Raw genomic sequence first — 18,479 nt, forward strand, 5'->3', positions numbered from 1 at the left:
CGTCGAAATCCTCTTCCTATAGTGGAAGGTGTCGCCATCCATCGCGGTGGACGACATGGACAACGATAAACCACCCGAAGGAAACAAGATGGCGCCCTTGTTTCGTCGCCGAGCGAATTCACTGGCCGTCGTCATCTTGGTGGGGATCCTGGCACTGCTGATGGCGATCTCCGTATTCGCCTATGTCGTCTATCGCTCTCCCTATCAGACGGATGTCGGTTACGCTCCCGCACAACCGGTCCCCTTCAGCCACCAGCATCATGTCGGCGGCTTGGGACTCGACTGCCGCTATTGCCACAGCGGCGCCGAGACATCGGACGTCGCCGGCCTCCCACCAACCCTCACCTGCATGACCTGCCATTCGCAGGAGTGGCTCAACGCCGAGATGCTCTCCCCGGTACGCCAGAGCCTGGCGAACCGGACCCCGCTGCGCTGGACCAGGGTCCACGACCTGCCCGATTACACCTATTTCAGCCATCGCGCCCACGTCAACAACGGCGTCGGTTGCGAGTCCTGCCATGGACGCGTCGATAGAATGCCGATGACCTTTCAGGCCAAGCCGTTGACCATGCAGTGGTGCCTGGATTGCCATCGCAATCCGTCGCCCCACCTGCGGCCCCCCGAGAAGATCACGGCCATGGGCTATTCGCCGCGCCGCGACGGCATCGCCGGCGAGCGCTTGATCAAGCGCTATCGCATTCATCCCGATACCCTGCTGGAGTGTGCCACATGCCATCGATGAATGCCGGCATCTGGCAGTCGCTACGCGATGAACTCGCCCAGCGCCGCGGCGTGCACTACTGGCGCAGCCTCGAGGAATTGGCCGAGCGCCCGGAATTCGATGCCTTCCTTGCCGATGAGTTTCCCCGCTGGCACGCCCTGTGGGAGGCACCGGTAGCGCGTCGCCGGGTCCTCAAGCTGATGGCCGCCAGCCTCGCCCTGGCAGGGCTGACGGGGTGCGATAGCTCCCCCAGCGAGGAGATCGTTCCCTATGTCGACATGCCCGAAGGCCTGACGCCGGGGATTCCACGGCAGTACGCGACCAGTATCCCGATCGACGGCTACGCCCATGGCGTGTTGGCGCAGGTCCATGAAGGGCGCCCGGTCAAGGTGGAAGGCAATCCCGACCACCCCTCGACACTCGGCGCCTGCGACAGCGTCTCGCAGGCCTCGATACTCTCGCTCTACGACCCCGACCGCGCCGGCGCCGTCAAGCAGCGCGGCCATGTCGCCCCCTTCCGCGACTTCCTCTCCGACCTGCGACGCCAGCGCATGGCCTGGGACGCCGATCGAGGCGAGCGACTGGCCCTCGTCACCGGGCCGTTGACGTCGCCCAGCGAACTGGCCCAGGTGGAGGCGCTGCTGGCACGCTGGCCCCGCACACGCTGGTTCCGGCATGTCGCCATCGACCGTAGCGGCGTCCCTGACGGGATGCGGCAGCTGTTCGGCAGGGCGCTGGAACCGGTCTATCGCCTCGATCGCGCCCGTATCGTGGTCGCGCTCGATGCCGACCTGCTGCAGGCCCAGCCGGGCTTCCTGCGTTACGCCCACGATCTGATGGCGGGCCGGCGACCGCGTGACGATGCTGCCGCCCTGACCCGCCTGTATGCCGCCGAGGCCACGCCCAGCATCACCGGCTGTCGCGCCGACCATCGCCTGCGCTTGCGCGCCGATCGTGTCGAGGCACTGACTCGCCAGTTGGCCACGCGCCTGGGGATCGACGGCCTCGCGACCGACCACCCCGCCATCGACGAGGCCTGGTTGAGCGCCGTCGCCGACGACCTCGCGCGCCACGCTCCCCATGTGGCGGTAGTCGCCGGCGACCAGCAGCCCGCGGCGCTGCATGCCATCGTCCAGGCCATCAACCACCGGTTGGGAGCCTACGCCACCACCGTCCAGGCCATCGAACCCGTCGATGCCAGCCATCGCGCCGAGCCGCTGGTGCCCCTGGTCGACGCCATGCAGGCCGGCGAGATCGACAGCCTGGTGATCATGGGCACCAACCCCGCCTACAGCGCGCCCGGCGAGCTCGCCTTTGCCGAGGCCTGCCAGCGCGTCCCCTGGCGCTGCCATTTCGGCACGACCTTCGATGAAACCGCTCGCCTGGTGCATTGGCACATCCCCGCGACCCATCCGCTGGAAAGCTGGGGCGACGCCCGGGCCCACGACGGCACGGTCGGCCTGTTGCAGCCGGTGATTCGCCCACTGCATGACGGTCGTACCCCCCTGCAGTTCTATCGTGCGCTGCTTGCCGGCGTCGACGATGATCCGCGCGCCCTGCTACAGGGGTTCTGGCAGGGAACGACACCCACCGAGCGTTTCGAGCCTCGCTGGCGGCAATGGCTGCACGACGGCCTGATCGCGGGCAGTGCACCGCAGGCGCAGCGCGTCACGCCACGAGAACGATGGCACGCCGGGCTCGCCGTGGGTGACAGGGTCGACGCCGGGCTTGTCCTGCAACTGCGTCCCGACCCCGCGCTCCGCGACGGCGAGCATGCCAACAACGGCTGGCTGCAGGAACTGCCGAACCCGCTGACCAAGTTGACCTGGGGCAATGCCCTGCTGATCGCTCCGGCCCTGGCCGAGGCACGAGCGCTAGCGGAGGGCGATGAGGTGCGCCTGAGCGTCGCGGGGCGCCATCTCGACGTACCGGCCTACGTCCTTCCCGGCATGCCGGACGACGGCCTGGCCTTGACGCTCGGCCATGGCCGCCGCGCCGCCGGCCGGGTCGCCGAAGGCATCGGCAGCGACGCCTACCGGCTCCAGCAGGCCGCTTCCCCCTGGGTCATGCCGGCCCGCCTGGAGGCGACGGGGCGCCGACGGGTGCTGGCGACGACCCAGAATCATCACGCCATGGAGGGACGCGACCTGATTCGTGCCGCGTCTCTCGAGACCTATCGCCACGACCCCACCTTCGCCCAGCGAGAGATCCCCCATGCGTCGCTGTATCCCGAGCCCTGGCCCGCCGAACGGCAGTCGCCGCATGCCTGGGGCATGGTGATCGACCTCTCGGCGTGTATCGGCTGCAATGCCTGCGTCACCGCCTGCCAGGCGGAAAACAACATCCCCATCGTCGGTCCCGAGGAGGTATCTCGCGGGCGCGAGATGCACTGGATCCGCGTCGATCGCTATTTCGAGGGCCCCCTCGACGATCCTCGCCTGGTCTTCCAGCCAGTGACCTGCATGCACTGCGAGAACGCGCCCTGCGAATACGTGTGCCCGGTGGGCGCGACCCAGCACACCGCCGACGGGCTCAATGCCATGATCTACAACCGCTGCGTGGGCACGCGCTACTGCTCGCAGAACTGCCCCTACAAGGTGCGCCGCTTCAACTGGTTCCAGTACACCGGCGAACAGGCCTCCTACCCGTTGCCGGCGGCGGCCCACAACCCCGAGGTCACGCTGCGCGCGGAAGGCGTCATGGAGAAGTGCACCTACTGCGTGCAGCGCATTCGCCGCAAGACCCTCGATGCCGAACTCGAAAACCGCCCACTCGCCGACGGCGAGCTGCAGACCGCCTGCCAGCAGACCTGTCCCACCCGCGCCATCGTGTTCGGCGACCTCAACCGACAGGACAGCGCCGTGAGGCGACTCAGCGAGCATCCCCTGAGTTACGGCCTGCTGGAAAACCTCAATGTGCGCCCGCGTACCCGCTATCTCGCCGCGGTCACCCATCCCAATCCGGCACTGGCGTCGCCAGGGGAGCCGGAAACCCCCGCCAGGCCCGGCCCCGACCCGAGCGTCGGCCACTACACACCACCGGTCGCCACGAAGGGAGGGCATCAGGCATGACCCCCCGACACCGCTCCCTGCTACCGGCCGGGCTGACCCACGCCAACCTCACCCGGCGCATCAGTGACCTGGTGCTGCATCGGCCCTCGCCGCCGGGATGGTGGATCGCCCTGGTGATCTGCAGCCTGTTGACGCTGATGCTGCTGGTGACGATGAGTGTGCTGTTTTCCCACGGCGTGGGCATCTTCGGGCTCAATATCCCGGTCGCCTGGGGCCTGCCGATCGTCAACACCATCTGGTGGATCGGTATCGCCCACGCCGGCACGCTGATCTCGGCGGTGCTGCTGCTCACGCGCCAGCCGTGGCGTGCCTCGATCAACCGCTTCGCCGAGGCGATGGCGATGTTCGCCATCGTCTGCGCCGGCATGTATCCGTTGCTGCATCTGGGCCGGCCGGAGCTCTTCTACTACCTCCTGCCGTATCCCGACACCATGGACCTCTGGCCCCAGTGGCGCAGCCCGCTGGTGTGGGATTTCTTCGCCATCACCATGTACCTGCTGTTCACCGCGCTGTTCCTGTACATGAGCCTGCTGCCGGACCTGGCCACGCTGCGCGACCGGGCGACGCGCCGCGTCGGCCAGTATGGTTATGCCATCCTCGCCCTCGGCTGGCGCGGCTCGGCGACCCACTGGGCCCGCTACGAGAAGGCCACGCTGATTCTCGCCGCGCTGGCCACGCCCATCGTGGTCACGGTGACCGGCATCATCTCGCTGGATCTCTCGGTCTCCATCGTGCCGGGCTACCACTTCACCATCTTCCCGCCCTATTTCGTCGCCGGCGCCCTGTTCTCGGGATTCTCCACGGTGGCCTTGCTGGCCGTGCTGCTGCGTAGCCTGTTCGGCCTGCGCGACCTGGTGACCGACACGCACCTCGACTACCTGGGACGCATGATGCTGTTCTTCGGGCTGATCGTCGCCTACGCCTACACGCAAGAGATGTTCACCGCCTGGTACTCCGGCGAGGACTACTACCGCCATGTGTACGTCGATCGCTGGACGGGGCCCTACGCACCGGCCTGGTGGAGCATGATCGTCTGCAACGTGGTGCTGGTACAGCTACTGTGGTTCAGGAGGGTACGGCGCCACGGCCCGGCCATGCTGTGCCTGGCGCTGACCAGCAATCTCGGCATGTGGCTGGAACGCTTCCAGATCGTGTTCACCTCGACGCACGCCGACTACCAGCCGGCCAACTGGGACGTCAATTGGCCCACGGTCTGGGACTGGGCGGCCTATCTCGGTTCGCTGGGCCTGTTCGGGCTCCTGCTGCTGCTCTTCGTGCGCCTCATGCCGCTGATATCGATGCATGACATGCGTGCGTTGATCGCGCGCCAGCGCGAGGAGCGCGACGATGGCTGAGCAACGCCGCGCGGCGACGATAGCGCTGCTGGCCCGTTTCGAGAGCGCCGAGACGCTGCTGGCGGCGCTGACCGCGCTGCGACGCGACGGGCATCGCCGGATCGAGGCCTTCAGCCCCTACCCGGTGGAAGGGGTTGCCGAAGCCCTGGGATTTCGTTCGCGCGGGGTGGCGCTCGCCGCCCTGCTGCTGACGCTGGGCGTGGTGACGGCGGGCTACTTCATGCAGTGGTACAGCGCCGTCATCGCTTACCCCTACGTGGTGGGAGGCAAGCCGCTGCATGGCTGGCCGGCCTTCGTGCCGGTGGTGGTCGCCCTGGGATTGCTCGCCGCGGTCCTCGGCGCCGTCATTGCCATGGTCGTCGGCAACCGCCTGCCGCAGCCCTATCATCCGGCCTTCGAGGCCGAGAGCTTCCTGCGCGCCAGCGATGACGCCTTCTTCCTGCTGCTCCCCCCGGACGACGACAGCGACGAAGCCCGTCGGCGACTCTCCGAGCGCCTGTACACCCTGCAGGCCTGCGAGATCGAGGAGGTGCCGCGATGCTAGTCGCCGCCCCCAAGCCCCTGCTGGCCACGCTGCTTGCCTTGGGTCTCGCCGCCTGCGATCAGCCGCGCATGGAGGACCAGGCCAAGTACGAGACCTACGAGGCGGCTCCCGGCTGGCCCAACGACCAGGCCGCCCGCGAGCCGGTGGCCGGCACCGTGGCCCGCGACGCGTCCCTCGCGCCGGTGCCGGAGACCTTGCCCATGCCACTGACCGCCGAATTGCTCGAGCGCGGCCAGGCGCGCTATGACATCTTCTGCTCGCCCTGCCATGCCCGCACCGGTACCGGCGACGGCATGGTCGTGCAACGCGGCTTACCCGCGCCGCCGAGCCTGCATGACGAACGCCTGCGCCAGGCGCCGTTGCGCCATTTCTATGCCGTCATCAGCGACGGCTTCGGCGTGATGTATGCGTATCGGGATCGGGTCCCGCCCGAGGACCGCTGGGCCATTGCGGCCTACATCCGGGCATTGCAACTGGCGCGCCACGCCCGCCTCGACGACGTGCCCGACGACGAGCGCCCGCAACTGACGGGCGACCGCCGGGCGGAGCAGACACCATGAGGCGCCCTGTCGTCTTCATCGTCGCCGCGGCGCTCGCCGTGTGCCTGCTGGGGATCGTCCTCGATGCGCGCGTCCTCGTTCAGGCGTGGCTCGCGGCCTGCCTGACCTGGGGGATGCTGCCCCTCGGCGCCCAGGCCGTGTTGCTGATCCATGGCCTCACCGGCGGCGCCTGGGGGGACGCCAGTCGCCACCTCTGGCAGGCCCTGGCATCGACCACCCCCCTGTTCCTGCTGGTCATGCTCGTGCCTCTGGTCGGCATGGGCGCGTTGATGCCGTGGATGGCGCCGCTGGAGACGCTGCCCGAGGTCGTGCAGCACAAGCGGCTGTATCTCAATGCGCCCTTCTTCGTTGCCCGCAACCTGATCTACGCGCTGATCTGGGGCGGCCTGGCCTGGTGGCTCTGCCGCCCTCCCCAGCGGCAGGGCAAGATCGCCGCGCCGGGGGCGATCCTGTGGGTGCTGGCCGTCACCTTCTTCGGCTTCGACTGGTTCATGTCCCTGGAGCCGACCTTCTATTCGGACGTCTTCGGCCTCGAGCTGATGACGATTGCCGTTTCCTCGGCCATGGCCCTCGGCCTGCTGCTGGAGGCGCCGGCGCTACGCCCGGCCATTCGCGGCGATATCGCCAACCTGTGGCTGGCCATGCTGCTCGGCTGGGCCTTCATGGCCTTCTCGCAATTGATCATCATCTGGTCCGGCAACCTGCCCCATGAAATCGGCTGGTACCTGAAGCGCAGCACCACGGGGTGGCAGGCGCTTGGGCGGCTGGCGTTCGCGCTGTTCCTGTTCGTGCCCTTCGTCATGCTGCTGTCGTCGGCGCTCAAGCGACACGCGCGCTGGCTCCGGATCGCTGCGGCAGTCTGTCTGGTCGGGCATGTGCTGCACATGCAGTGGCTGATCTGGCCGGCCTTCTCGGCCAGGCTCGACCACCAGGCCTGGCTGGGCCCGGCGGCACTGATCGCGGTGGGCGGCCTGGGCTATCTGGGCGTGTCGCGCGTCATGGCCCGGCCCCTGGCCCCACGGGAGGTTCGTCATGAGCGACACTGAGCCACATCACGAGACGCGCGACGTCCCGGCGTGCCTACCGCTGCGCGTGATCGTGCTCATGGTGCTCTTCGTCCCGCTGGGCCTGGGCATCATCGGAGGGCTGATGAGCACCGTCTGGGCGCCGCCTCCGTCACCGGCCACTCCTTTTACGGCAGACCGCCCGGTGGAGACACCCGCGCCTCGCCTGCAGGCGATTCCGCAGCGCGACCTGGCCGCGTTCGAAGCCCGCATGACGCGCGAGCTGACCCACTATGGCTGGGTCGACCGCGAGGCGGGCATCGTGCGCCTGCCCATCGAGCGCGCCATGGCGTTGCTCGTCGAGCGCGGCCTGCCGGACACCCGCGGGCCGGTCAGCGATCGGCGCGAGCCACCCCATCCCTCCCCGGATGCCGCCACCGAATGGCTGGCACCACCCTCCGACGCCCCTGGCGAGGGGGACACCCCATGAGCCGACGGCTCCCACTCCCCGGAGCGGCCAGGGCTGGCGCCCTGCTCGGCGGCCTCTGCCTGCTGCTGTGGGGGCTGAGCCCCTCGCTTGCCCCGGCCACTCCGACGCCCGAGACGCAGCAGGCGATGATCGGCAAGGTCGATTACCAGCAACACGTCGGCGCGCCATTACCCGGCGCCCTGCGCTTTCGCGATGCACAGGGCGACATCGTCACGCTCGACACGCTGACGCGTGACAAGCCGCTGGTGTTGGCCATGGCCTGGTACCACTGCCCGCAACTGTGCCCGATGCTGCTCGACCGCCTCGCGACGGCGACCGAGGGCCTGCCGTTCGACCGCGACGCCTACCGTGTCGCCGTGGTCAGCATCGCTCCCGACGAGGGCCCCCGGGACGCCCGGCGCATCGAACGGGAACTGCACCGGCGTCACGGCGAGGCCGTCGACGGCTGGCAGCTGCTGAGTGGCCGGCAACCGGCGATCGAGGCCCTCGCCGAGTCGATCGGCTTTCGCTACGCCTACGATGACACCACCGGCCAGTACGCTCACCCCGCGGGGCTCGTGGTCGTGGCACCGGGCGGCACCATCAGCCAGTACCTGTTCGGGGTTCGCCCTGACACGCCGGACTTGCGCCTCGCCCTGACCGAGGCCGGCCAGGGCGAGATCGGCACCCCCGTGGATCGAGTACTGCTGCGCTGCTACCGCTATGACCCCGAGACGGGTCGCTACAGCCTGGCGGTGATGAACCTGTTGCGGGTGGCGGGGGGCGGGTCCGCCCTGGCCCTGCTGGGAGCGGTGATCTGGATGCGGCGAAGGGAGCGGTCATGAGTTCCGAAAGCGCCTATCTACCCGAGGTGTCCAAGGGCCTCACGCTGATGCCCGAGCAGGCCTCGGCGTTCGCCGGCGAGATCGACGCACTGTTCATCGCGCTGGTGGTGGTCTGCGGCCTGCTGACCCTGGCGGTGTTCGCGCTGATCGCGATTTTCGGCTATCGCTATCGCGCCGGTAGCCGGGTCGACCGCCGGGCCCGATTCGGCAAGGCGGCCGATCAACGTCTCGAACTCGGCGTACTGGCGGTCATGCTGGTGATCTTCATGGGCCTGTTCGGCTGGGCGGGCAGCCTGTACCTGGAGATGTTCCGCGGCCCTCCAGCGGCGATGACCCTCAACGTGGTCGGCAAGCAATGGATGTGGAAGGTGCAGCACCCGGACGGCACCCGGGAGATCAACACGATTCACGTGCCGGCCGGCGAGACCATTCACCTGCGGGTGACCTCGCAGGACGTCATCCACAGCTTCTACCTGCCGGCCTTGCGCCTCAAGCGCGACGTGCTGCCCGGCACCTACCGCGAGGCGTGGTTCACCGCCGACAAGCCGGGCGAGTATCGCCTCTTCTGCGCCGAATATTGCGGCAGCTACCACGCGCAGATGCGCGGCAAGCTGGTGGTCATGGAGCCGGCGGACTATCAGCGCTGGCTGACCCGGCAAGGCGACAGCGAGTCACCGGCGGTGAGCGGGGCCGACCTGTTCCAGAGCTACGGCTGCAGTGGCTGCCATCTGGGCAAGCAGGGCGTGCGGGCCCCCAGCCTGGCCGGCGTCTTCGGCCGTGCGGTGCCATTGGCCGGCGGTGGCACCTTGATCGCTGACGAGGCCTACCTGCGCGACTCGATCATGCAGCCGCAGAAGCATGTGGTGGCCGGCTTCGACCCGATCATGCCGAGCTACGCCGGCCAGATCAGCGAAGAGGAGGTCCTGCAGCTCATCGCCTACATCAAGTCGCTCGACGCGCAGGAGCGGGCAACCAGCCCTGCCCAGGACCCGACCCAGGGAGGGGCACTGCCATGAGCGTCTCCACGGACCCTCGCTGGCCCAGCGAGCACTACCTCAAGGAGGACTGGGGCCTGCGTGGCTGGCTGCTGACCACCGATCACAAGCGCATCGCCTGGCTCTACCTGGTATCGATCACCGCCTTCTTCTTCCTCGGTGGGCTCGCCGCCCTGCTGATCCGGCTCGAGTTGATCACCCCACCCGGTGACCTGGTGAGTGCCGACACCTATAACCGGCTGTTCTCGCTGCATGGCATCGTGATGGTGTGGTTCTTCCTGATTCCATCGATACCCGCCACCCTCGGCAACTTCCTGCTGCCGATGATGCTCGGGGCCCGCGACCTGGCCTTCCCCCGGCTCAACCTGCTGTCCTGGTACGTCTATACTCTCGGCGGCCTCTTCACGCTGGCCGCGGTCATCGGCGGCGGCGTCGATACCGGCTGGACCTTCTATACCCCCTACTCGACGCTGTTCAGCAACAGCGCGGTGATCGCCGCGGTGATGGGCGTGTTCATCGTCGGCTTCTCGTCGATCCTCACCGGCCTGAACTTCATCGTGACCACCCACAAGATGCGGGCGCCGGGGCTGACCTGGTTCCGCCTGCCGCTGTTCGTCTGGGCCAACTACGCCACCAGCCTGATCATGGTGCTGGCGACCCCGGTGCTGTCCTGCGTGCTGATGCTGATCAGCGTGGAGCGCCTGTTCGGCATCGGCATCTTCGACCCGGCGCTGGGAGGCGACCCCCTGCTCTTCCAGCACCTGTTCTGGTTCTACTCGCACCCGGCCGTCTACATCATGATCCTGCCGGGCATGGGCGTGGTCTCCGAGATCATCGCCTGCTTCTCGCGCAAGCCGGTCTTCGGCTACCAAGGCATGGTCATCTCGATCATGTCGATCGCCGTGTTCGGCTTCGTGGTCTGGGGGCACCACATGTTCGTCGCCGGCCAGAGCCTCTATGCCGGCCTGATGTTCTCGTTCTTCACCTTCCTGGTCGCCCTGCCCTCGGCCATCAAGGCCTTCAACTGGACGGCCACGCTCTACAAGGCACGCATCATCTTTTCCGCCCCGATGATCTATGCGCTGTCCTTCGTCGGCCTGTTCACCATCGGCGGGCTGACCGGCATCATCCTGGCCTCCATCGCCATCGACGTTCACGTCCATGACACCTACTTCGTCACCGCCCACTTCCACTACATCATGGTCGGCGGCATGGTCACCAGCTATCTCGGCGGCCTGCACTTCTGGTGGCCGAAGCTCACCGGGCGCATGTATTCCGAGCTGTGGTCGAAGGTCGCCGCCCTGGCGCTGTTCATCGGCTTCAACCTGACCTTCTTCCCGCAGTTCCTGCTCGGCTACCAGGGCATGCCGCGGCGCTACCACGAGTATCCGGCCGACTTCGAACTGCTCAACGTGATGTCGACGCTGGGGGCGGGGGTGCTGGCCATCGGCTATCTGTTGCCCTTGCTGTACCTGAGCTGGTCGCTGCGCTTCGGCGCCGTGGCGGGCGGCAACCCCTGGAGGGCAACGGGCCTCGAGTGGACGGTCGATTCGCCGCCCCTCAAGCACAACTTTCCTCGGACACCACGCGTCACGGAGCCGGCCTATGCCTACGACCCCACCGCCGACTGAATCGGGCCGGGTCGCCGACCAGTTCGATGACATCGACCAGCAGCGCGAGGCCAACCTGTTCGGCATGTGGCTGTTCCTGGCCACCGAGCTGCTGCTCTTCGGCGGCGTCTTCGCCGGCTTCGTGGTCTTCCGGGTGATTCACGGGGAGGCCTTCGCCGAGGCCGCCGGCCACCTCGACCTGGCACTCGGCACGCTCAACACCGCCCTGCTGCTGACCAGCGGCCTGACCATGGCGCTGGCCGAGCAGCTGGTCAATGCCGCGCGGCGGCGCGCCGCCCTCGCCATGCTGCTCGCCACCCTGGCGCTGGGTGCAGCGTTCCTCGCGATCAAGGCCTACGAGTGGCACCACGAATACATGGAGCGACTGATGCCCGTGCTCGGGCTGCCGTTCGAGTATCCCGGAAAGCATCCCCAGCAGGCCGAACTGTTCTTCAACTTCTACTTCGCCCTGACCGGCCTGCATGCCTTCCACATGCTGGTCGGACTCTGCATTCTCGGCGTCCTCGCGATACTGACCTGGCGTTGGCGCGACCCGCCTCGCATCGCGCGACAGGTCCAGATCAGCGGACTCTACTGGGCCTTCGTCGACGTCCTGTGGGTGGTCGTCTTCACACTCCTGTACCTGTTGCGCCTATGAACGACTTTCGCCCCTACCTACTCACCTGGGTCGCGCTGCTGGCGCTGCTGGGCGTCATCGTCGCCGCCGCGGCGCTGTTCGACGGCCTGCTGGCCTCGATGATCGTGCTGGCGGGCGCCCTGTGCATGATCGCGCTGATCATCACCCTGTTCATGGGCCTCCGCTCCGCCGGCGGCCTGCTGAGGGTCTATGCCACCGGCGGCGTGCTCTGGCTGGGGTTTCTCATCGTCCTGACCCTGGCCGACTACCTGACGCGCTGATCCGTCGGGCCCGAGCCGGCAACCTCGACCGCTCAAGCGTCGTCGGCGTGGCGGGATCAGAACTGCAACCCGAGCGCGACACCGCCGAGCATGTAGCAGAAGAGGGTGATCAAGGCGATCCCGATGACGTTGAGCACGAAGCCACCGCGCGCCATCTGGCCGATGGTGACCGCGCCGGTGCCGAAGACGATGGCGTTCGGCGGCGTGCCGACCGGCAGCATGAAGGCGCAGGTCGCGGCGAAGGCCGCCGGGATCAGCAGCGTCATCGCATCGGCGCCGATGCCGACGGCGACGCCGCCGAGCACGGGGATGAAGGTCGCGGCCGTCGCCGTGTTGCTGGTCACCTCGGTGAGGAACAGCACGATCGTGATCACGGCGGCGACCAGCAGCACGATCGGCAGCACCTGCAGCCCGGTGATCTGCTCGCCGAACCAGCTGTCCAGGCCGGTGCCTGCGACCGCCCCGGCGAGACTCAGGCCACCGCCGAACAGCAGCAATACGCCCCAGGGCAGCCCGTCCTCGGCATCCTGCCAGTTCAGCACCATCTCGCTCCGGCCTCGCGCGGGCAGGATGAACATCGCGATGCCGGCGGCGATGGCGATGGCGGTGTCGTTGAGCTCGCCCAGCGGCCCCAGCCGCTCGCCCACCCACGGGAGGTTGGCGAGCAGTCCGGGCACGACCCACAGGAACGCCGCCGAGCCGAAGACGATCATCACCATCTTCTCGCCCTGACTGAGCGGGCCGAGCTTGTGGATCTCGCCGTCGATCATCTCCTTGCCACCGGGAATCTCCGCGACCTTGAACCGGTAGAGCACACGGGTCATCAGCACCCAGCCCACCAGGATGAAGGTGAGGCCCAGCGGCACGCCGAGCATCATCCACTCGAGGAAGCCGATGGTGCGGCCCAGCTCGTCGGCGGCGTAGCCGGCGACGATGGCATTCGGCGGGCTACCGAGCAGGGTACCGAGGCCGCCCATGCTCGCCGACCAGGCGATCGCCAGGAGCAGGCAGATACCGAACCGCTGGATGTTCTCATCGAAGATGAAATCGACATGGCCGGCCCGGTGGTGGTCGTGCGCGTGGCCGGCGGGGTCATGGCCGGGGGAGACGGCTTCCGGGGACTCGCCGCTACGCTCCGCCACCAGGCGCAGCACGGAGAGCCCGATCGGCAGCATCATCAGCGTCGTGGCGGTGTTCGAGACCCACATCGACAGGAAGCCCGTGGCGAGCATCATGCCGAGCACGATCCGCTTAGGCTCGACCCCGACTCGGGCCAGCGTCAGCAGCGCGATGCGACGGTGGAGGTTCCACTTCTCCATGGCGATGGCGATCAGGAAGCCGCCGAGGAACAGGAACACGATGGAGCTGGCATAGGGCGCCGTGGCCTCGCCGACGGTCCGCTCGGTCAGCATCGGGATCAACACGATCGGCAAAAGAGACGTAGCCGAGAGCGGGATCGCCTCCGTCATCCACCAGACCGCCATCAGGGTGGCGATCGTCGCCACCCAGCGCGCGTCCGGCGACAGCCCCTCGGCGAACCCCATGGCCAGCCAGACCACCAGCGCCATGAGCAACCCGAAGGCGCGCAGGCCCCAGGTCATCCTGGCGGATCGCCCGCCGGGCCCTGAGCCACCGGGCGAGTCCTCATGTTCCCCCTGCTGGCGAGATTGATCGTCCATCAGCCTGCCTCCGTCCGTTGCCCGAACTCATATTAGTGGACTGCGTGGGCTACGGCCTAACGGCAGGGAAGCGACGTGACCGTCCGCCGATCACCTCTTGCGAGTGATCGATCGCGCTGCTGCCACCGCCGGGGTAGGCGTTCGTGGATCTGGCTCGCCTTCCGCGTCGGCAGCCGAGTCAGCCCACCTTTCAGGTAGGTCCAGGGCTCATGGCCATTCAGCCTGGCTGACTGGATCAGGCTCATGAGATTGGCGGCGCGCTGGCCACTGCGCAGCGACCCGGCGAACCGCCGAACCGCCAGCGCGACCGCCATGCGTAACGCTAAGCATCAAATCAGGTTGTCCCGTCGGCAGGGTCGCCGGCGGCGCGCCTTAGTCCTGCGGCCGATGCAAAACGCTTCGAACGCCCTCCGAGGCGACGCCCGCCTCAATCGATGCCGCCTGAAGGCGGGGACGACCGCCAGCCAGTCGGGTGCGCGGTGCCGTCTTGCCAACCGTATACCAAAACCGAGTGGCCAACCGGCGTTCGCGCGTGACCGGGCCGCCTACAGCCGGCGATCGTACCGATCGGCATTGTCGTACGTGGTCCAGCCATGCCAGATGCACTTGATCATGGTCGTCGTCACCATGCCTGGTGCCCAGCCGGGAGCGGACATCCCCCTGTTCTGCCCATCAGGAATCATAGCGGCTCAGAAAGCCGCCGAATCGACGCCGATACCCTCAGTCGGCTCCTATTGTGGCCGGTAGATCGGCCGGATAGGCGTGGCTGCCCGACAACCGGTGGACCAAGACTTGCGCGTGCCACAAGGCGACTCCCTCCAGCGACAGACAACCCCGCCTCTCCAAGCGGCTCGTTACTGATGCCGCCCCTGCTCATGTCCTGGTGGAGCACTGTGAGTTCATGCTCGGATACAACGGCAGGGTCACGGCGGCCTAGGCCATGCGCGCCTTGACGGCCTCAACCTTGATCCTTGCTGTAGGTGCGAGCACGTAACGGCCCACCGTTTATTACCTGTGACTTAAGGTCTTTGGCGTCAACCCAAGAGTAGGTCTAGTCTAAGGTTATTTCGTATAACAACTGCAATGAATGCAGGGAGGCAGCATGGAGCTGAGCGAGAAACTGTCAAGCATTGCCCGTCGTGGCGAAGAGCAACTTGATCACATCCAAAGCGAAGAGGCGACCAAGACAGCCCTAGTCATGCCCTTCATCAATTCACTTGGGTATGACCCTTTCGACACTCGGGAAGTAATCCCGGAATTCACCGCCGACGTGGGTACCAAAAAAGGGGAGAAAGTGGATTATGCAATCCGGGCTGATGGTAACCTTTCGATTCTGATGGAATGCAAGCCATTGGGCACTAATCTCTCCAACGTCCAGTACAATCAGCTCTATCGATATTTCGCTTGCACAGACGCCAAGTTTGCCATCCTGACGAATGGGTTCGAATACCGGTTCTACTCAGACCTTGATTCCGAGAACAAGCTCGACAACCGCCCCTTCTTTACCTTCGACTTGGCTGATTTCAACGAGCAAGATATTGATGAGTTGAAGAAATTCACTAAACCCAACTTTGATGTAGACGCCATCCTCGGCACAGCTAACCGACTCAAGTATACGAACCTAGCCAAACAATCAATTGGCAAAGTCCTTGGGGAAGTTCCTGAGGAGTTCGTCAAGTTCATCATTGGCAATATCTACGAAGGACGTCAGACACGGCAGGTCATTGAGGAGTTCACGCCGATTATCAAAGAAGCCGGAAAACTGTACATCAAGGAGCAGGTTGCTCATCGTCTAAAGGGAGCACTAGCCAGCAACGATATCGATGCAACACAGATTTCCTCTGTGGGAGGTACTGACACCGAAGATCTACAACCGGAAGATGATGGCATCATTACCACCCAAGAGGAAGTCGATGCTTATAACATCGTAAGATCGATTCTAGCCGAAGAACTGGATGTTAGCCGTGTAGTCATGAGAGACGCCAAGTCCTATTGCGCAGTCCTGCTCGACGACAATAATCGCAAACCCATCTGTCGATTCCACTTCAACACCAAGAGCGTTAAGCGTGTCGGATTCTTTACCGAAAAAAAAGAAGAAAGGATCGACATCCAGTCTGTCAGAGACCTCTTCCAGCACCGTGACCAGCTAAAGTCAACAGTTGCAGAGTATACTGAATAAAGACACTCGTAAAAATCGTAAGCGATCCACGAACCCCATCTTCTTGAGTTGATCGGTGTCGGCCAGACTGGTGCCTCCCATCATGAAGGAGGGCACCATGACCGAGCTGACCTCGACACAGGCCTACTGGCTGGGCCACCTGTTTCATGCCTCGTCCCGGCAATTGGCGCTGAGCGAGTATGCCGAGGGACAAGGGCTGGACCTGGCGGCGCTGTTGGCCTGGGAGCAACGTCTGGTGGTGCAGGGCGTGTCGGTGCCGCCGCGTCATCGACCGAAGCGCTTCGTCGCCGTGGAGGTGGCTCGATGATCCGGCCGGACACCGGGCTGCGGGTCTATCTGTGCCGCGAGCCGGTCGACATGCGCAAGCAGATCGATGGATTGGCTCTGCTGGTCCAGGAGGCCATGGAACTCAACCCCTTCGAGGAGGCGGTGTTCGTGTTCGGCAACCGTCAGCGCGACAAGGTGAAGCTGCTGTTCTGGGAGCGCAACGGCTTCGTGGTCTGGTACAAGCGCCTGGAGCGCGAGCGCTTCAAGTGGCCCGACCAGTTGGAGAACGACACGGTCACGCTCTCGGGCCAGGAGCTGAACTGGCTCCTCGATGGCTACGATCTCAGCGCCATGCAGCCGCACAAGACCTTGGATTTTCAATCGGTTGGGTAGCCATATCACTCCCCTTGCAAGGGGAGATTCGGTAACATGTCGGCATGACATCCACCGCTTCCCACACCGCCGATACGGTCGATCAGCTGCAACGCAAGCTGGCCGCCGCCGAGGCGGAGAATGACCGCCTGCAGGCCTTGATGGCCAAGAAGGAGGCCGAGTGGGAAGCCGCCAAGGCGGCGCTGTTCGAGCAATTCCGTCTGGCCATCGAACGCCAGTTCGGCCCCTCCACCGAGAAGTACCGTATCGAGCAAGGGGATCTCCTCATCAACGAGGCCGAAGTAGCCGTGGATGAGGAGGACGCCGCTGCCGCCGATGAGCCGGCCACGGAAGCATCCGCTGTCGAGGCTCGCCAGCCGGCCAAACGCCGCACCCGCGGTGGTCGCGTCGCGCTGCCGTCCGAGCTGCCCCGCGTCGACGTCGTGCACGAGTTGCCCGAAGACTCGCGTCACTGCGCCGAGGACGGCACCGCGCTCAAGGTCATCGGCGAGGAGATCAGCGAAGAACTCCACGTGGTGCCGGCGCGAGTCGAGGTAATCCGCCATGTGCGCTACAAGTATGCCTGCCCGGCCTGCGAAGAGGGCGTCCAGGTCGCCCCGGCGCCGGCCAAGCTGCTGCCCAAGAGCAATGCCAGCGCCACACTGCTCGCCTACGTGGCCACCGCCAAGTACCAGGATGCCTTGCCGCTCTACCGGCAGAGCCAGATCTTCGCCCGCCATGGTGCCGAGATCCCGCGTCAGACCCTGGCGCGCTGGATGGTACAGGTGGGCGATCGGTTGATGCCGCTGGTCGAGGCCCTGCGTCAGCACCTGCTGCAGGCCCCGCTGATCCACATGGATGAGACCACCCTGCAGGTCAATGCCGAGGAAGATCGGTCGGCCAGCGCCACCTCCTACATGTGGCTGCAGCGTGGCGGGCCACCGGGCCAACAGGTGGTGCTGTTCGACTATGACGCCAGCCGAGCCGGTCGGGTACCCGTCCGCCTGCTGGGCGATTATGCCGGTCGCCTGATCACCGATGGCTACGAGGGCTATGCCGAGGTAGTGCGCCGCAACGGCATCAACCATGCCGGCTGCTGGGCGCATGCGCGCCGCAAGTTCGTCGAGGCCCGGAAGGTGCAGCCCAAGGGCAAGACCGGCAAGGCCGACTGGGCACTCAACCAGATCCGCAAGCTCTACGCCGTGGAGAAGCAAGCCAAGGCCCTGGAACCGGAGGCGCGGCAGGCGCTGCGCGAGCAAAAGAGCCGCCCCTTGATCACCCAACTGCGCACCTGGCTCGACAAGTCGCTGGCTCAGGTGCTGCCGAAGAGCGCGCTGGGCAAGGCGCTGCACTACCTGGATAGCCAGTGGGGCCGCCTGACGCGCTGCCTCGATGACGGCTGGATCCCGCTGGACAACAACCCGGCCGAGAACGCCATCCGCCCCTTCGTGGTGGGCCGGAAGAACTGGCTGTTCAGCCACACGCCGAGCGGCGCCCAGGCCAGCGCGGCCATCTACAGCCTGATCGAGACGGCCAAGGCCAATGGCCTCTCGCCCTACGAGTACCTGCAGTTCGTGTTCGAGACGCTGCCGACTCTCGGCGAGGAAGACGATCTCAACTCCCTGTTGCCCTGGCAGTGGAAGGACACCCTACCGGCCTGAGTGGGGCCGATACAGATGGGGTTTATGGATCGCTTACTAAAAATCCGACAACCGCCATGCCTAAATCAAGGCATGGTGATTCAATCTTCCCAACTGTACCCGCAACATGCTTTTTCAAATGTTACATAGGTCAGAAAGAATCTCTAAAGAGTGTAACTCCAGGTAAAGCCTAGAAACACGTCTTGCTGTATGGGGGCCCAGCTGGACTCGAACCAGCGACCAAGGGATT

The 18,479-nt window shown here is 65.8% G+C and carries 17 protein-coding genes and 1 pseudogene; 16 read left to right on the forward strand and 2 right to left on the reverse strand.

What is annotated here, in order from left to right; translation table 11 throughout:
• Window positions 1-88: 88 nt before the first annotated feature.
• Genes FHR97_RS08840 through FHR97_RS08895 form a run of 12 tightly spaced genes read left to right on the forward strand, consistent with a single transcriptional unit; the run spans window position 89 to window position 12,092 of the window.
• Window positions 89-742 carry a cytochrome c3 family protein gene (locus FHR97_RS08840; RefSeq protein WP_183383439.1) on the forward strand — a complete coding sequence of 218 codons (654 nt, stop codon included), beginning with the start codon at window positions 89-91 and terminating at the stop codon, window positions 740-742.
• Window positions 730-3,792, forward strand: a complete 3,063-nt coding sequence (locus tag FHR97_RS08845; protein ID WP_183383440.1) for a TAT-variant-translocated molybdopterin oxidoreductase — start codon at window positions 730-732, stop codon at window positions 3,790-3,792. The genes FHR97_RS08840 and FHR97_RS08845 overlap by 13 nt, the downstream gene beginning before the upstream one ends.
• A complete protein-coding gene (gene nrfD, locus FHR97_RS08850; RefSeq protein ID WP_183383441.1) occupies window positions 3,789-5,147 on the forward strand; it encodes an NrfD/PsrC family molybdoenzyme membrane anchor subunit in 1,359 nt (452 codons plus the stop codon). Before FHR97_RS08845 ends, nrfD begins: the two co-directional genes overlap by 4 nt.
• On the forward strand, window positions 5,140-5,691 hold the full coding sequence (locus FHR97_RS08855; protein ID WP_183383442.1) for a DUF3341 domain-containing protein: 552 nt from the start codon (window positions 5,140-5,142) through the stop codon (window positions 5,689-5,691). The genes nrfD and FHR97_RS08855 overlap by 8 nt, the downstream gene beginning before the upstream one ends.
• Window positions 5,685-6,251, forward strand: a complete 567-nt coding sequence (locus FHR97_RS08860; RefSeq protein ID WP_183383443.1) for a c-type cytochrome — start codon at window positions 5,685-5,687, stop codon at window positions 6,249-6,251. Before FHR97_RS08855 ends, FHR97_RS08860 begins: the two co-directional genes overlap by 7 nt.
• Entirely contained in the window at window positions 6,248-7,297 is a 1,050-nt protein-coding gene (locus FHR97_RS08865; protein WP_183383444.1) for a hypothetical protein, read from the forward strand. Before FHR97_RS08860 ends, FHR97_RS08865 begins: the two co-directional genes overlap by 4 nt.
• A complete protein-coding gene (locus tag FHR97_RS08870) occupies window positions 7,284-7,745 on the forward strand; it encodes a hypothetical protein (protein ID WP_183383445.1) in 462 nt (153 codons plus the stop codon). Before FHR97_RS08865 ends, FHR97_RS08870 begins: the two co-directional genes overlap by 14 nt.
• On the forward strand, window positions 7,742-8,569 hold the full coding sequence (locus FHR97_RS08875; RefSeq protein ID WP_183383446.1) for an SCO family protein: 828 nt from the start codon (window positions 7,742-7,744) through the stop codon (window positions 8,567-8,569). Before FHR97_RS08870 ends, FHR97_RS08875 begins: the two co-directional genes overlap by 4 nt.
• Window positions 8,566-9,585: a cytochrome c oxidase subunit II gene (gene coxB / locus FHR97_RS08880; RefSeq protein ID WP_183383447.1), complete on the forward strand. Its 1,020-nt coding sequence runs from the start codon at window positions 8,566-8,568 to the stop codon at window positions 9,583-9,585. The genes FHR97_RS08875 and coxB overlap by 4 nt, the downstream gene beginning before the upstream one ends.
• Entirely contained in the window at window positions 9,582-11,195 is a 1,614-nt protein-coding gene (locus tag FHR97_RS08885; RefSeq protein WP_183383448.1) for a cytochrome c oxidase subunit I, read from the forward strand. The genes coxB and FHR97_RS08885 overlap by 4 nt, the downstream gene beginning before the upstream one ends.
• Complete coding sequence (locus tag FHR97_RS08890; RefSeq protein WP_183383449.1) at window positions 11,170-11,832, forward strand: cytochrome c oxidase subunit 3; 663 nt, start codon at window positions 11,170-11,172, stop codon at window positions 11,830-11,832. Before FHR97_RS08885 ends, FHR97_RS08890 begins: the two co-directional genes overlap by 26 nt.
• Window positions 11,829-12,092, forward strand: a complete 264-nt coding sequence (locus FHR97_RS08895; protein WP_183383450.1) for a cytochrome C oxidase subunit IV family protein — start codon at window positions 11,829-11,831, stop codon at window positions 12,090-12,092. The genes FHR97_RS08890 and FHR97_RS08895 overlap by 4 nt, the downstream gene beginning before the upstream one ends.
• 56 nt (window positions 12,093-12,148) lie before the next feature.
• On the opposite strand, the gene FHR97_RS08900 is transcribed toward FHR97_RS08895, so the two are convergent.
• Together FHR97_RS08900 and FHR97_RS08905 are read right to left on the reverse strand one after the other, a co-directional pair.
• Window positions 12,149-13,771 (reverse strand): SLC13 family permease, encoded by a 1,623-nt coding sequence (locus FHR97_RS08900; protein ID WP_183383451.1) that lies wholly within the window; start codon window positions 13,769-13,771, stop codon window positions 12,149-12,151.
• Between the two features lie 56 nt (window positions 13,772-13,827).
• Window positions 13,828-14,058: pseudogene (locus FHR97_RS08905) on the reverse strand (transposase domain-containing protein); the annotation flags it as partial.
• 815 nt (window positions 14,059-14,873) lie between these two features.
• On the opposite strand from FHR97_RS08905, the gene FHR97_RS08910 reads away from it, so the two are divergent.
• The 4 genes from FHR97_RS08910 to tnpC all read left to right on the forward strand — a co-directional run bounded on the left by FHR97_RS08910 (window position 14,874) and on the right by tnpC (window position 18,250).
• Complete coding sequence (locus FHR97_RS08910; RefSeq protein WP_183383452.1) at window positions 14,874-15,950, forward strand: type I restriction endonuclease; 1,077 nt, start codon at window positions 14,874-14,876, stop codon at window positions 15,948-15,950.
• 97 nt (window positions 15,951-16,047) lie between these two features.
• Window positions 16,048-16,257 carry a hypothetical protein gene (locus FHR97_RS08915; RefSeq protein ID WP_183383453.1) on the forward strand — a complete coding sequence of 70 codons (210 nt, stop codon included), beginning with the start codon at window positions 16,048-16,050 and terminating at the stop codon, window positions 16,255-16,257.
• Window positions 16,254-16,610 carry an IS66 family insertion sequence element accessory protein TnpB gene (tnpB, locus tag FHR97_RS08920; RefSeq protein WP_183383454.1) on the forward strand — a complete coding sequence of 119 codons (357 nt, stop codon included), beginning with the start codon at window positions 16,254-16,256 and terminating at the stop codon, window positions 16,608-16,610. The genes FHR97_RS08915 and tnpB overlap by 4 nt, the downstream gene beginning before the upstream one ends.
• Window positions 16,611-16,654: 44 nt before the next feature.
• Window positions 16,655-18,250, forward strand: a complete 1,596-nt coding sequence (gene tnpC / locus FHR97_RS08925; RefSeq protein ID WP_183383455.1) for an IS66 family transposase — start codon at window positions 16,655-16,657, stop codon at window positions 18,248-18,250.
• The last annotated feature ends 229 nt before the right edge of the window (window positions 18,251-18,479 follow it).

Source organism: Halomonas stenophila (genome assembly GCF_014192275.1).
Lineage (GTDB): Bacteria > Pseudomonadota > Gammaproteobacteria > Pseudomonadales > Halomonadaceae > Halomonas > Halomonas stenophila.

What these genes read in the sequence shown, in the direction of transcription:
- nrfD (WP_183383441.1), top strand. Translation starts at nt 3,789, where the DNA reads ATGACCCCCCGACACCGCTCCCTGCTACCGGCCGGGCTGACCCACGCC.
- FHR97_RS08875 (WP_183383446.1), top strand. Translation starts at nt 7,742, where the DNA reads ATGAGCCGACGGCTCCCACTCCCCGGAGCGGCCAGGGCTGGCGCCCTG.
- FHR97_RS08840 (WP_183383439.1), top strand. Translation starts at nt 89, where the DNA reads ATGGCGCCCTTGTTTCGTCGCCGAGCGAATTCACTGGCCGTCGTCATC.
- FHR97_RS08900 (WP_183383451.1), bottom strand. Translation starts at nt 13,771, where the DNA reads ATGGACGATCAATCTCGCCAGCAGGGGGAACATGAGGACTCGCCCGGT.
- FHR97_RS08890 (WP_183383449.1), top strand. Translation starts at nt 11,170, where the DNA reads ATGCCTACGACCCCACCGCCGACTGAATCGGGCCGGGTCGCCGACCAG.
- FHR97_RS08865 (WP_183383444.1), top strand. Translation starts at nt 6,248, where the DNA reads ATGAGGCGCCCTGTCGTCTTCATCGTCGCCGCGGCGCTCGCCGTGTGC.
- FHR97_RS08895 (WP_183383450.1), top strand. Translation starts at nt 11,829, where the DNA reads ATGAACGACTTTCGCCCCTACCTACTCACCTGGGTCGCGCTGCTGGCG.
- tnpC (WP_183383455.1), top strand. Translation starts at nt 16,655, where the DNA reads ATGACATCCACCGCTTCCCACACCGCCGATACGGTCGATCAGCTGCAA.
- FHR97_RS08870 (WP_183383445.1), top strand. Translation starts at nt 7,284, where the DNA reads ATGAGCGACACTGAGCCACATCACGAGACGCGCGACGTCCCGGCGTGC.
- FHR97_RS08915 (WP_183383453.1), top strand. Translation starts at nt 16,048, where the DNA reads ATGACCGAGCTGACCTCGACACAGGCCTACTGGCTGGGCCACCTGTTT.
- tnpB (WP_183383454.1), top strand. Translation starts at nt 16,254, where the DNA reads ATGATCCGGCCGGACACCGGGCTGCGGGTCTATCTGTGCCGCGAGCCG.
- coxB (WP_183383447.1), top strand. Translation starts at nt 8,566, where the DNA reads ATGAGTTCCGAAAGCGCCTATCTACCCGAGGTGTCCAAGGGCCTCACG.
- FHR97_RS08860 (WP_183383443.1), top strand. Translation starts at nt 5,685, where the DNA reads ATGCTAGTCGCCGCCCCCAAGCCCCTGCTGGCCACGCTGCTTGCCTTG.
- FHR97_RS08845 (WP_183383440.1), top strand. Translation starts at nt 730, where the DNA reads ATGCCATCGATGAATGCCGGCATCTGGCAGTCGCTACGCGATGAACTC.
- FHR97_RS08885 (WP_183383448.1), top strand. Translation starts at nt 9,582, where the DNA reads ATGAGCGTCTCCACGGACCCTCGCTGGCCCAGCGAGCACTACCTCAAG.
- FHR97_RS08855 (WP_183383442.1), top strand. Translation starts at nt 5,140, where the DNA reads ATGGCTGAGCAACGCCGCGCGGCGACGATAGCGCTGCTGGCCCGTTTC.
- FHR97_RS08910 (WP_183383452.1), top strand. Translation starts at nt 14,874, where the DNA reads ATGGAGCTGAGCGAGAAACTGTCAAGCATTGCCCGTCGTGGCGAAGAG.